This window comes from Bacillus sp. S/N-304-OC-R1 (genome assembly GCF_019749375.1).
GTDB lineage: Bacteria > Bacillota > Bacilli > Bacillales > Cytobacillaceae > Cytobacillus.
This window is the reverse complement of record NZ_JACWFE010000016.1, coordinates 77,927-90,345: the sequence shown is the minus strand read 5'-3', so window position 1 is coordinate 90,345 and position 12,419 is coordinate 77,927. Positions and strand designations below refer to the sequence as shown.

General features: G+C 36.5%; 18 protein-coding genes and 1 riboswitch. Of the genes, 12 read left to right on the top strand and 6 right to left on the bottom strand.

Annotated features, from left to right (window positions below):
• Positions 1-404: 404 nt before the first annotated feature.
• Entirely contained in the window at positions 405-587 is a 183-nt protein-coding gene (locus H0173_RS13740) for a hypothetical protein (RefSeq protein WP_221847088.1), read from the bottom strand.
• Between the two features lie 142 nt (positions 588-729).
• On the opposite strand from H0173_RS13740, the gene H0173_RS13735 reads away from it, so the two are divergent.
• The 3 genes from H0173_RS13735 (at position 730) to motB (ending at position 2,920) form a co-directional block, all read left to right on the top strand.
• Positions 730-1,104: a DnaJ family domain-containing protein gene (locus H0173_RS13735; protein ID WP_221847087.1), complete on the top strand. Its 375-nt coding sequence runs from the start codon at positions 730-732 to the stop codon at positions 1,102-1,104.
• Positions 1,105-1,359: 255 nt separating this feature from the next.
• Entirely contained in the window at positions 1,360-2,154 is a 795-nt protein-coding gene (gene motA, locus H0173_RS13730) for a flagellar motor stator protein MotA (RefSeq protein ID WP_221847086.1), read from the top strand.
• The gene (motB, locus tag H0173_RS13725; RefSeq protein ID WP_221847085.1) at positions 2,147-2,920 is read left to right on the top strand and encodes a flagellar motor protein MotB; all 774 of its coding nucleotides are present in this window, start codon (positions 2,147-2,149) and stop codon (positions 2,918-2,920) included. Before motA ends, motB begins: the two co-directional genes overlap by 8 nt.
• A gap of 84 nt (positions 2,921-3,004) precedes the next feature.
• Here the strand turns inward: motB and H0173_RS13720 are convergent, their stop codons facing one another.
• Both H0173_RS13720 and H0173_RS13715 read right to left on the bottom strand, forming a co-directional pair.
• Positions 3,005-4,210: an MFS transporter gene (locus tag H0173_RS13720; RefSeq protein ID WP_221847084.1), complete on the bottom strand. Its 1,206-nt coding sequence runs from the start codon at positions 4,208-4,210 to the stop codon at positions 3,005-3,007.
• Positions 4,211-4,250: 40 nt separating this feature from the next.
• Entirely contained in the window at positions 4,251-4,667 is a 417-nt protein-coding gene (locus H0173_RS13715; RefSeq protein WP_221847083.1) for a MarR family winged helix-turn-helix transcriptional regulator, read from the bottom strand.
• 150 nt (positions 4,668-4,817) lie between these two features.
• Here H0173_RS13715 and H0173_RS13710 point away from each other — a divergent pair, with 150 nt between their 5' ends.
• The gene (locus H0173_RS13710; protein WP_260631178.1) at positions 4,818-5,915 is read left to right on the top strand and encodes a carbohydrate kinase; all 1,098 of its coding nucleotides are present in this window, start codon (positions 4,818-4,820) and stop codon (positions 5,913-5,915) included.
• A 21-nt stretch (positions 5,916-5,936) separates the two neighbouring features.
• Positions 5,937-6,848 (top strand): pseudouridine-5'-phosphate glycosidase, encoded by a 912-nt coding sequence (locus H0173_RS13705; protein ID WP_221847199.1) that lies wholly within the window; start codon positions 5,937-5,939, stop codon positions 6,846-6,848.
• 49 nt (positions 6,849-6,897) lie between these two features.
• Here H0173_RS13705 and H0173_RS13700 read toward each other — a convergent pair whose 3' ends face one another.
• Together H0173_RS13700 and H0173_RS13695 are read right to left on the bottom strand one after the other, a co-directional pair.
• The gene (locus H0173_RS13700) at positions 6,898-7,533 is read right to left on the bottom strand and encodes a class D sortase (RefSeq protein WP_221847082.1); all 636 of its coding nucleotides are present in this window, start codon (positions 7,531-7,533) and stop codon (positions 6,898-6,900) included.
• Positions 7,534-7,878, bottom strand: coding sequence for a helix-turn-helix domain-containing protein (locus H0173_RS13695; protein ID WP_221847081.1), 345 nt, complete (start codon positions 7,876-7,878; stop codon positions 7,534-7,536). It lies immediately after the preceding gene.
• Between the two features lie 262 nt (positions 7,879-8,140).
• On the opposite strand from H0173_RS13695, the gene sipW reads away from it, so the two are divergent.
• The 7 genes from sipW to H0173_RS13660 all read left to right on the top strand — a co-directional run bounded on the left by sipW (position 8,141) and on the right by H0173_RS13660 (position 11,839).
• The gene (gene sipW / locus H0173_RS13690; RefSeq protein WP_221847080.1) at positions 8,141-8,731 is read left to right on the top strand and encodes a signal peptidase I SipW; all 591 of its coding nucleotides are present in this window, start codon (positions 8,141-8,143) and stop codon (positions 8,729-8,731) included.
• Positions 8,732-8,814: 83 nt separating this feature from the next.
• Positions 8,815-9,474 carry a TasA family protein gene (locus H0173_RS13685; RefSeq protein WP_221847079.1) on the top strand — a complete coding sequence of 220 codons (660 nt, stop codon included), beginning with the start codon at positions 8,815-8,817 and terminating at the stop codon, positions 9,472-9,474.
• An 88-nt stretch (positions 9,475-9,562) separates the two neighbouring features.
• The gene (locus H0173_RS13680) at positions 9,563-10,426 is read left to right on the top strand and encodes a M73 family metallopeptidase (protein ID WP_221847078.1); all 864 of its coding nucleotides are present in this window, start codon (positions 9,563-9,565) and stop codon (positions 10,424-10,426) included.
• Between the two features lie 63 nt (positions 10,427-10,489).
• Complete coding sequence (locus tag H0173_RS13675) at positions 10,490-10,684, top strand: hypothetical protein (RefSeq protein WP_221847077.1); 195 nt, start codon at positions 10,490-10,492, stop codon at positions 10,682-10,684.
• Between the two features lie 46 nt (positions 10,685-10,730).
• A complete protein-coding gene (locus H0173_RS13670; protein ID WP_313770644.1) occupies positions 10,731-10,871 on the top strand; it encodes an anti-repressor SinI family protein in 141 nt (46 codons plus the stop codon).
• 35 nt (positions 10,872-10,906) lie between these two features.
• Positions 10,907-11,203 carry a DUF5658 family protein gene (locus H0173_RS13665; RefSeq protein ID WP_221847076.1) on the top strand — a complete coding sequence of 99 codons (297 nt, stop codon included), beginning with the start codon at positions 10,907-10,909 and terminating at the stop codon, positions 11,201-11,203.
• 290 nt (positions 11,204-11,493) lie between these two features.
• A riboswitch (cyclic di-GMP riboswitch) is annotated at positions 11,494-11,657 on the top strand.
• Positions 11,658-11,686: 29 nt separating this feature from the next.
• Entirely contained in the window at positions 11,687-11,839 is a 153-nt protein-coding gene (locus H0173_RS13660; RefSeq protein WP_313770643.1) for an anti-repressor SinI family protein, read from the top strand.
• Between the two features lie 121 nt (positions 11,840-11,960).
• On the opposite strand, the gene H0173_RS13655 is transcribed toward H0173_RS13660, so the two are convergent.
• Positions 11,961-12,284, bottom strand: coding sequence for a helix-turn-helix domain-containing protein (locus H0173_RS13655; RefSeq protein ID WP_221847075.1), 324 nt, complete (start codon positions 12,282-12,284; stop codon positions 11,961-11,963).
• Positions 12,285-12,419: the final 135 nt, after the last annotated feature.

Sequence of the window (12,419 nt, the reverse complement as noted above, 5' to 3'; positions counted from 1 at the left end):
TCTATTTAAGATGGATACTTCTTACGTATTGGACAAGAAACTAACAAAAGGCAAAAAGCTGTCCGATAAGCAGAGTTATTGGACAAGAATTTAAGAAAAGCAAAAAAGCTGTCCAATAAGCAGTAGTTATTGGACAAGAATTTAAGAAAAGCAAAAAAGCTGTCCAATAAGCAGTAGTTATTGGACAAGAATTTAAGAAAAGGCAAAAAGTTGTCCAATAAGCAGCAGTTATTGGACAAGAATTTAAGAAAATGCAAAAAGTTGTCCAATAAACAGAGTTATTGGACAAGAATTTAAGAAAAGCAAAAAAGCTGTCCAATAAGCAGCAGTTATTGGACAAGAATTTAAGAAAACTCCAAAACCTGTCCAATAGGCTGTAATTGGACAATATTTAAGTGCATTTATTATTTATCCCTAAACTCGGTTCCATCATGGCCTTCAATTCGATTTTTGAATGCTTCCTGTACTACGATAAATTCTTCATCCTCTTGAGCCTCTGTTGCTTTAGGATTTTCAATCATGGAGTGCTCAGGGAAGTTACCGGGATGATTTTTATTTTTATGGTTGAAATCTTTTCCTCGTGCCAAAGTTTTTTCCACTCCTTTCGTATTTCTTCATGTATCTTCCCCGTTTTCAAAATGTCCTATGTATTTTATGAGTTTTCTTTCAGTACTAAAGTATATAATAGAAGTACTTAACAGGAATTTTAAAAAGGGAAGGGGCAAGCTGGTGGATTTTTTCTCTATCATTTCAGAAGATCGGATTAAAAAAGCCTATGAGAATAAAGAATTTGAAAAATTACCTGGTCTCGGAAAGCCACTGCCATATGATGATTTAGCTTCAGTTCCAGAAGATTTAAGAATGGCGTACCGAGTTCTTAAGAATTCGGGCTTTGCTGAAGAAGATAATCACCTTAAACAAGAAATACTGACCATTGAAGATTTAATAAGAAAATGTGAAGATCCAGACGAAAAGGAGCAATTAAAGAAGAAATGGAATGAAAAAATGCTCCGATTTAATAGTGTGATGGCTAAAAGAGGCAAAAAAACAAACTCATCTCTATTCAAAAACTATGAGCAAAAAATTAATAAAAAAATATTTTAATTCCTCTCTGAGCAGGACCCAAAGATAATGGGGAATGCTTTTTTTATTTTCAACAAAAACTTATTTCCTGCCGGATGTTTATACAATAGTAATTATTTCCTAGAAAATGCAGGTTAATAGAAAAAAATAAGTGTCATAACCTAAATCTTTGGGAGAAAATGTCGAAATAAGAAGAGAAGGGTTAAATGTTTACAAGAAAATGCTTAATTTTAACAATAACTTTTTTAGAAGGATCTTAAAGATGGGTGAGGACATATGGATAAAACATCGTTAATTGGTTTAATCATGGGGATCATTGCTGTTGGGGTAGGGATGGTTTTTAAAGGAGTAAGTCCATCTGTTTTAATTAATCCAGCGGCTTTATTAATTATTTTACTTGGGACAGCGGCGACAGTAACAATTGCATTCCCGACGAGTGAAATTAAACGGGTTCCCAAGCTGTTTGGCATTATTTTTAAAGAGAAAAAACAAATGGATCCAGTTGATCTAATAAAAATGATTTCTGAGTGGGCACAGCTTGCTAGAAAGGAAGGGCTGCTTGCACTTGAAGCTAAGACAAGTGAAATAGATGATCCATTTCTAAAGAATGGCCTTTCTCTTGCTGTAGATGGGCAAAGTGCTGATTACATAAGGGACGTTCTGAATGAAGAAATTGAAGCTATGGAGGAAAGGCATTCCGCAGGAGCACAAATTTTTTCCCAGGCTGGAACTTATGCCCCGACACTTGGGGTATTAGGGGCGGTTATTGGATTAATTGCTGCACTTGGAAATATGAACGATACTGATACTTTAGGGCATGCCATCAGTGCAGCATTCGTTGCGACAATGTTAGGGATTTTTACCGGATATGTACTTTGGCATCCGTTTGCCAATAAGCTAAAAAGAAAATCCAAACAGGAATCAAAGCTGAAGGCCATGATGATTGAAGGAGTTCTTTCAGTTCTGGAAGGAGAGGCACCGCGAGTAATTGAACAAAAATTAGCTTCCTATTTACCTGCAGGAGAACGGAAAAAAATTCTTGAAGAAGGCAGCGTGAATAAAGGTGAGTAAAAAGAAAAAGAAAATTCACGATGAGGGTCATATCGATGAATCTTGGCTACTGCCTTATGCTGACTTGTTAACTCTGCTGCTAGCATTATTTATCGTTTTATTTGCAATGAGTTCTGTAGATGCACAAAAATTTGAGGCGCTTTCTAGGGCACTAAATTCAGCTTTTTCAGGTGGAACAGGAATTTTTGAATTCCCGAGCCCCCTTCCTGAAGGAGAAATGCAGTCTTCGGATGTAAAAGGCGATGATACAAAAGCAAAAGACAAAAATAAAGTTGATGCAGAGCTAATTAAGCAAGCTGATCAGCAAGAGTTAGCAACCATACAAAATAAAGTAAATTCTTATATTGAAAATAATAATTTAACCGAAAAGCTAAAAACTTCACTCACGGATGAAGGATTGCTAGTTTCTATTAGAGATAATGTGTTATTTTCGCCGGGGAGTGCAGATGTTCGGTCAAACGATTTAAAGGTAGCGACTGAAATCGCAGAGCTTCTTGTTATGGATCCACCAAGAAATATTATTATTAGCGGTCATACAGATAATGTGCCAATCGGCAACGCTCCGTTTGAGTCAAACTGGGAGTTAAGTGTCATGAGGGCGGTAAACTTTATGAAAATCGTTTTGCAAAATGACAAGCTAGATCCTAGATGGTTTAGTGCAAAAGGATTTGGAGAATTCCAGCCTGTTGCTTCGAATGACACAAGTGAAGGAAGAGCTAAAAACAGAAGAGTAGAGATTTTAATATTACCTAGAACTGGAAACTAAACCTCAAGGGGTTTAGTTTTTTGTTTTAGGATTTTATCGAAAAGTACCGGTCACAATGATACGAGTATGTGACCGTACCTATATTTAAGCTGGTAAATCTGCCTTTGAAGCTTTTGGCTGACGGCCAGTGGAATGCTTGCCGTGCAATAAATAATAGATAAAAAAGGCAACGACAATTAAAACGGAAAGAATTAAATAAAGAGTTGAAAAGCCAGTATATACAACAATCACGCCAAGTACATAGGAGCCTACACCGATACCGGAATCAAGAAACGTGAAAAATGTTGATGTAGCTAAACCTCGTTTGGATGGATCCGATTTTTGAATAGCGATTGTTTGTAATCCAGGAGAAAGTGTTCCATATCCTAGCCCGATTAGAGCACCGGAAAGTAAAAATAAAAATGTATTATTTGCTTGGCTAAGCAGCAGCAGACCAAGGGCAAAAAGAATGATGGATGGATAAATAATTCGGTTTTCTCCATATAGATCAAACCATTTTCCCGTAAACGGACGAGAAATTAAGATCGATGCAGCATAAACGACAAAAAAGAAGCTTGCTGCTGATAGTAATCCAAGATGTTTAGCATAAACGGAAATGAAAGAAAGAATCCCAGAGTATCCCATTGCCAGCACCCCAGCGACGATTGAAACTGGTATTGCTTTTTTCTCGAAAAGAGCAGATAAAGTGATTTTTGCAACAGCTTTCTTACCAGCATTGCTACTATTCACTGGTATACGAACAATTAATGATAGTGCCAACGCAAATATACCTAGGATCGAGCAGAGTCCAAAAATCCAATAAAAGCTTGCGTATTGAATAATAGTTAACCCGGTAAAAGGACCAATAACCATCGCTAAATTCATAAACATTGCATAGTAACCAAGTCCCTCTCCCTTACGCTCATTAGGAATTAAATCCGCCACAATTGCTCCCGTTGCGGTAGTTGCCATTCCAAAGCCAATTCCGTGAACAAATCTTAAAGCCAATAATAGGGGCAGGGAATCTGTCCAAAAATATAAAATAGAAGAAATAGCGAAGATGAACACAGCAAATAGCAGGATTTTTTTCCTGCCTAATTCATCGAGCCATTTTCCGGTAAAAGGACGGCATAGCACAGCAGCGATTAGATACACTGAAAGTATAAGTCCAACTTGTGTTTCGTTTCCGTGTAAATTGTCAAGTACATAAATTGGCAATGTTGTTAGCAAAATATAAAAACCGATAAAAATAAAAAAGCTTGTGAAAGAAATACTTAAAAAATCTTTCGTCCAAAGTGATTGTTTTTTCATTGTTGTCCTCCGAAAAATTTTATGACATATTAGCCAATTATTATAGACTGGCATTCATTTTACTTATGATTGACAGCATATTTACCATTTCTTGCTCAGGAATATTTTGTAACACCTTAGCTTCACATGCCCGAACAGCCTCAAGCCATTTATCGTACATTTCATTCGATTTTTCAGTCAGAATGATTTGTTTTTCCCGTTTATCTGTCCCAATTTCTTTTGTAATCCACCCTGATTTTTCCATTCTCGCCAGGGTGCGTGTCATCGTAGGGGCTTCGACGCCAAGATATAAGGACAATTCTTTTTGAGTAGATGAACCGTTTGTTTTGAGTAAATAAACAATAGTCCATTGAGCAGAGTAAAGCCCAAGCGGAACAAGAGCCTCATTCAAAATTTTAGAAAAATGCCTGGTAAATTGGTTAATGGAGTGAAAAAGATTGTTGGAAATATTGTTCAAAAAAATCACCCTTCGAAATTAGTTACCTAGCTAATTATATACAATCATTGTTTTTCTGTCTAGAGATGAAGGTTTATTTAAAAATGATTGCAAGATAAAAAACAAATGTTTATAATGAAAACAAAAGTTTATAATTGTAAGGGCTGAATAATGATGAATCCAAAAGAGTCGTTAATTTTGCAGCTTATAAAAGAGAACCCATTCATTTCTCAGAATGAGATTTCTGATAAGACAGGGCTATCTCGATCAGCAGTTGCCGGCTATATTTCTTCATTAACGAAGGAAGGAAAGCTTCTTGGAAGGGCATATGTTCTTCCGAATAAAAAGCAGATTTTATGCATTGGAGGATCAAATGTAGATAGAAAAATACAAACATTGCATTCACTCCAGATGGGCACCTCGAACCCTGCGGAAAGTTCACAATCATTCGGAGGTGTTGCAAGAAATATTGCCGAGAACCTTGGAAGACTTGGCTGTGATGTTGCGCTTATGACTGTAGTTGGCGAGGACCAAGAAGGTCATTGGCTGCTTGACCACACAAAATCATATGCAGATATCGGGCCATCTCAAATATTTTCTGAGGCTGCTACCGGAACCTATACTGCCGTTTTAGACAATAAGGGAGAAATGGCAATAGCATTAGCTGACATGTCCATCTATGATTTAGTTGACATCCATTTTATCGAAAAAAAGTGGGGATATCTGGCTTCTTCTGAATTAGTCGTTATTGACACGAATTTCCCTGCAGATGTGCTGAAGAGAGTAATTGAGCGTTGCCAGTTAGAAAATATTCCGCTTTGCATCACGCCAGTTTCTGCTCCAAAAGTTAAGAAATTGCCGAAAAATCTTACTGGAGTCACCTGGCTGATTGCTAACCGTGAAGAGGCAGAAGCCTTATCCGAAATTGAAATTAAGGATGAAGGTGATTTTTTTAAAGCGGCAGAAAAGATGCTGGAAAAGGGAGTAGAAAAAGTTGTAATTACTAGAGGCGATAAAGGGTTAATTTTCTTTACAAAAAATGGAGAGGCAGGCGTTATTCTCCCGCCAAAGGTCCAAGTTGAGGATGTGACAGGAGCAGGGGATTCCCTTGTAGCTGGCATTATGTATGCTCATATGAATGGGTTAGATACCGAAAATGCTTGCAAAATAGGAATAGCTTGTTCAATTATTACGCTTCAATCCCACGAAACAGTAAATCCAAATTTAAATCAAGTTTGCTTACAGGATACGTTTAATCAATATTTTTAATAGAGGGGTTTTGACAACATGATGGAAAACTGGATAGAATTTTCAAGCGAGGTTCAAGAAGCTAAGAAAGCAAATAAACCAATCGTTGCATTAGAATCAACAATTATTTCCCACGGTATGCCATATCCGCAAAACGTGCAAACGGCTAGAGAAGTAGAAGAGATTATCCGTAAAAACGGCGCTGTTCCAGCAACAATTGCCATTTTAAATGGGAAAATTAAAATCGGTCTTTCTGATGAAGAGTTAGAATACCTAGGACAAGCAAAGGATGTAGCGAAGGCTAGCCGCCGTGATCTAGCGTACTTAGTAGCGCAAAAGAAAAATGGTGCGACAACGGTTGCTACGACAATGATTTGTGCCGAGCTTGCCGGTATTGAAGTATTCGTTACTGGCGGTATCGGTGGGGTTCACCGCGAAGCAGAAACAACAATGGATATTTCTGCAGACCTTCAAGAATTAGCACAAACAAATGTTGCAGTCGTATGTGCAGGTGCGAAATCAATTCTAGATATCGGCCTAACATTAGAGTACTTAGAAACTCATGGTGTTCCTGTAATTGGATATGAAACAGATGTCCTTCCAGCATTCTATACGCGGACTAGTCCTTTCGGCTTGCACCAACGTGTAGACACGGCTGAAGACGCAGCGGCAATTATCCGTACAAAATGGGAACTTGGCCTAAACGGCGGTGTTGTCATTGCTAACCCAATTCCAGAAGCAGATGCAATGGAAGAATCATTCATTACGAATGTAATTGAAACAGCGTTAAAAGAAGCGAAGGAAAACAATATCGCTGGTAAGGAAGTAACTCCATTCCTTTTAGGGAAAGTGAAGGAACTTACAGAAGGAACAAGCTTAATTGCTAATATTGCTCTTGTGAAGAATAATGCTGAAGTGGGATCGCGAATTGCGGTTAGCTTGAATAGCAAATAAAATCATCATAATAAAATGGCCAAGTCCTCTAATCATAGGATTGGCCATTTTATTTTGTAACGGGATTTTCTACTCGATGCGCTGTTAGTACATATCGATAAGGAGCATCGCCAATATAGGAAAAGGGATAGCAGGTTGATACTGTCAGTGTTTCGGTTGGAGCGGTTGATTTAATAACAGTTGGATCGTCAGCATCAACAACTTGGGAGTGGATGATTTCATAACTAAACGTACCATAAGGCATTTTGACTTGAAAAATATCCCCGTTTTGAAGTTCGCCAAGCTTGCGAAAAACTGTTTCCCGATGGCCTGAAAGCAAAATTTGATCCGGCTGTCCTGGTAGAGCCGTACTGGAATAGTGGCCAACTCCCTTTTCTAATTCATCTTCACTAGTGCCTTCGACAATTGGGAGTTCTGAATTGAGTTTGGGAATTTCTAGGATTCCGATGACATCCCCTTTTCGGAAGATGTAGTCAATTGTTTGTTCTTTTTGAAGAACAGAAGTGTTCATATCTGCCTGTCTTGTCGTATTTTCAACAATAAATCTTTCTTTTGCTATTTTTAATGCGTGCTTGTTATTGTTTTTAAGAGTGTAAATGTCATTTAATGAGAAAAGAACTAGAAAACAGCCAATTAGTATTAATAAAGAAGCAATAGTAATTAATAACTTTTTCTCATGTTTCACCTAATCTTTGCCTCCATTCTTCTTCTTGAATTTAATAAAGTCTAAATAATAGGAGAAATCCTCTTTGGTTATTCCAGTTTTTATCGCATCCACCACAAGTCCGATCCACTCACTATCTACATTCATAAACTCTACTTCCTCACTCTTTTCAGTTTGATCCAATAAATCTTCCACATCTGTATCAAGTGTTTTAGCCAGCCTAGACAGAACTAGCAGTGAGGGATTCTGCTGAATTCCTCTTTCTATATAGCTCAAATAAGACTTTGATACCCCAGCCTTTTCAGAAAGTTCATTGATAGAAAATCCTTTTTCAATCCTTAACCTTTTAATTCGCATCCCAACCATATTCATTATCCCCTTTTATGAGTACGTATTTTTATGTATTCATTATAACGAACGTAATGTTCAATAAAAAATACAAAATATTGAGATAAATTTAGGTAAATAAAGAAATAGCGAGGAAAATGTTCTTTAAAACGAAATATCGGCCGAATTTGGACTTTTGCAAAATAATCCATTTGGACTATACTCAGATCATAAAGTTCTATAAAAAGAACAAAAAAATAAAATTTAAAGAACAGTGAGTGAAAAAGGAAGGTGGTCGACCTTGAAATTTAGTTGGAAGAAAGTAAGAAAGGTCATAAGCAATATCATTACTACAGTATTATTTATCAATTTAATCATTATGGCCATATTGGTTATTTCATCAAAAGCATCAGGTGGAGAACCCCAGGTGCTTGGATATCAACTAAAAACCGTTTTATCTGGCTCGATGGAACCGACATTTTTAACAGGGTCCATTATCGCAGTAAAGCCGCTAGATAAAGCAGAAAGAGAAAACCTTCAAAAAGGTGACGTCATTACTTTTATGGAGGGGGAAGATAAGCTGATCACCCACAGAATTATGGATGTAACGAAAAGCGGAGAACATGTTATGTACGAAACCAAAGGGGATAACAACAATGCAGCTGACATGAATCCGGTCCTTTCCGATAATGTAACAGCACTATACACTGGTTTCACTATTCCTTATATAGGATATTTTATAGATTTCGCCCAATCCAAAGAGGGCAGCGCCATATTGCTAATCGGTCCTGGTGTACTTCTTCTCGGATACGCAGCCTTTAGCATCATGCAAGCACTTAGAGAACTTGATCCAAAATCGAAAGACAAAGACACCAAAGAAAAAACAGCTTAATGTGATTGCACTCCTTGTTATACAAGGGTCAATATAAAAAACTATTATACATACCCAAAAAGGGTAAGAGGAGGAAATGGAAAATGAGCATTAAGAAAAAATTAGGTTTAGGAATCGCATCAGCAGCACTTGGATTGTCATTAGTTGGTGGAGGGACATTTGCATACTTTAGTGACACAGCAACTCAAATGAACCACTTCTCTTCTGGAACGTTAGATATTTCTGTAAATCCTACTACAAATGTAAATATCTCAAATCTAAAACCTGGTGATTGGACAGAAAAGACATTTCAGCTTATTAATGGAGGTACTATAGATATTGGAAATGTACTACTCCATACTAAATTTAATGTTACAAAAAGTAATGGAGATACAATAAGTAACGCTTTAGCAAACGAATTTGCTAGTCAAATCATTGTTGACTTCTTAATAAATACTGGGGACGATGGTAAAGACCATGAAATTGAAGTTGTAGCATCTAAATCATTATTGCAATTAAGAGATATGACACCGGAAGAACTTGCAAAAGAATTTGAAGCAGTAGTTCCTTCTCCGTCTGTAACAAAAAAATTTGTATTAACAGATGGAATTAAAGCTAACTCAGGAAATAAATCTGTTGATGATTTTAAAGTGAAATTTAGATTTAATGAAACTGATGCACCACAAAACCAACTGCAAGATTTAAAACTAAATTTAGAGTGGACGTTTGAGGGAAGACAAACAGCTGGGGAAGAAAGAAACTAATTACTTTGAGAAAAAGGTGAGGGCAAATAAAATGTCCCCACCTTTTACTAATCCAATTTAGAAAAATAGCCTTGAGCGAGGACAGTATATGAACAAAAATCGGCTCTTATTAAAGGTTTTACCTATTATTATTTTCTCTTTATTATTGGGGCAAAATAACATTTCGGCAGCAAAAAAAGAAATCGATATCAATACAAGCAACCCAAGCGGGTATCTTTTTAAAGTCGGCAACCTAAAACCCGGCGACTGGATGCCAAGAGACATCACAATTTTAAACGAGGGCACTCAGGATTTTAGATATATGGCTACTCTTGGGAAGAAGAAATCGGTTAAAGGCCTACTCGGGGAATTAGAATTAATCGTCAAAAAGGATGAAAAGATATTATATGAGGGTAAATTAGATAAATTTAAAGGCTTTACTCCTAGGGAATTGAAGATTGGAAGTTCTGAAATATTATTTTTCCAAGTAACAATGCCATATGACCTTGGCAACGCCTATCAAAGCGCGGGAGCAGAAGTAGAAATATTATTTTTTGCGGAAGCACTGGGTGAACCTGGTGATGGGGATCCACCTGGACCACCAGGAGAGGAATATCCGCCGGATGAAGAAAAGCCACCAAATAATGAAAGCGCACAAGATGATACAAACTCACTTAAAGATGACAAGCAATCAGACGAAACAAATTCACCAGGAAAAGAGAACCCATCAGATAATAACACACCACCTAGCAATGAAGGAGCACAACAAAATAACACAGAAGAAGGAACACCTGAAGAAACAAAGGTAGTAGATGCGAGCGACAAAATCATCATTTCTCCAGAAATGACGGAAAACTTGCTCCCAAATACCGCCATTAATACTTATAACATTCTTTTAATCGGCGCGGGGCTTCTTGGATGCGGCAGTATCCTTTTCGTTTTTTATTTCCGCAGATTGCGTCGTGACCAATAATCCAAGGCCTAAGAGAATATAGTATCTTATGGCCTTATTATTTCTAAAAAAGGTGGTATCCGAATGTATCAAAAGAATTGTGACCGGTGTATAAGGCCCTCTTTTAGCAGCAGTGAAATAGGGGAATGGTTATGTCCAATTTGCGGCAATAATTTGACGGCTTATCCTTTTTTTGATGCGATGACAATGGAACGAATTCATATGATTGCACTACCAGTAAAAAAGAAATTAAACAGTTATCAACAAACAGCCAATTAACTCTTAGAAAAAGTTTTGAATATGAACTCTATTTGGGGGTAAGAATGTGTTTAGTGTAAACCTTGAAATTGATATAGCTAATTTGGATCAGGATTGGTTGCAGTTAATTATAGAGGCAAAAAACTTAGGAATACCAAAAGAGGAAGTATTTGATTTCCTTACAAATAATATAGTTCCAGAAAGATGAAGGGTTTTTACATATAGAAAGAAGAGGAGATGTAATTGAAGAAAATTTTCATCTATCTTGCCATTCTTAATCTAGTTGATGCAGTCGCGACCTTCTGGGGACTTCAAAATTCATTAATTGGTGAAAGCAACCGCTTAATGGATGTCCTCTATCAATCAAATCCACTTTATTTCCTTTATCTAAAGGCAATCCTCTCTTGTTTTCTTTTTGCTTTTTTGCTATTTAACAAGTTACCAACAGGTTCTTCCATAAAGAAATTAGCATTTACTGCTTCAATTCTATATACATTGGTGTGTATCTATCACGGTGTGTGGTTAAGTAAAGCTATTTAAACAACCATTCTTGAAACGACATAGAAAAAAATATCCATGATAAATGTTACATAAAGTATGTAATTTTCAGAAAACATTTCGACGTTTCCCGACAGGGTATTTTAGAAAACATTACCTTTTTCCTTTCAGTTCAATATTTTTTAGCCAAATATTTTATTTTAATTGTAATTTCGGAAGAAGTTTGCAGAAAATTGAATAAAATATTTTTATCCCAATGACAAAATATTACATTTCTATTAACAATCATCCATTACAATACAACTAGACGCAAATTTACCTATGAGATAAGCTTCAGAAAAAGGCAAACCTACCGAAAGATAGGGACGCAAAGTCACAGGTCTAAAGTATGGAATAATAGTTCTTTTTATAGATTTTGTTGCATAAATTAAAATATAACAAGCAGCAGCTCTCTTAAAAAGATAGGATTCAATACTAGGATGGCTGGATTGCCTGGGATACGATTCGTATTTTGGGGGGAAGAGTGTGGGGAAAAAGGCAGTTAATTTGGAATTATTAGACCGGGAATGGATGCAGCTCATATTGAAAGCAAAGAAAATGGGCATTAAGAAAGAAGAGATTAGGGACTTTCTATTAAAACAAGAAGTTAAAGAGCTTACATTAAAAGTAGCCGAATAGAGATAGATGAAAAGAAAGCTAAGTGTTTTCTAAAGAGTTGAACTCTTATTAGGAAATGCAAATGCTTTTTATTTTTGCCAAAAAATAAAAAGACGCTGATTATAGCGCCTTCCTTGGAGATCTATTTATTCTGATCGATTCTCCATTTATTAAATTCAAGAAATTCACGGAATTGGTCTTTTGTAACACCTGAGTTCATTGCCTCTTGTACAATATCGATCCATTCAGCATCCAATTCATCTGTGTTCGGCTGTTCATGAATAAGGTGATCAACCGGGACATGGAGGACAGCAGCAATTTTTTCAAGAAATTGTATGGAAGGATTGGTTTGCAGGTTTCTTTCCAGTGAACTTAAGTAGGACTTAGCGACGCCAGCTTGTTCTGCAAGCTCGGATAACGACATCTTCTTTTCTTTACGCAGTGTTTTTACGCGATCACCGATCATCCAATCTCACACACCTTATATCAATATAAAATAATTATACCAAAATTAGATCAATGGTTCCATATTAAGAACGATTTGTTCAAAAAATATATTAACATCTTATCATAAATATTCGAATAACATATACTTTTTATG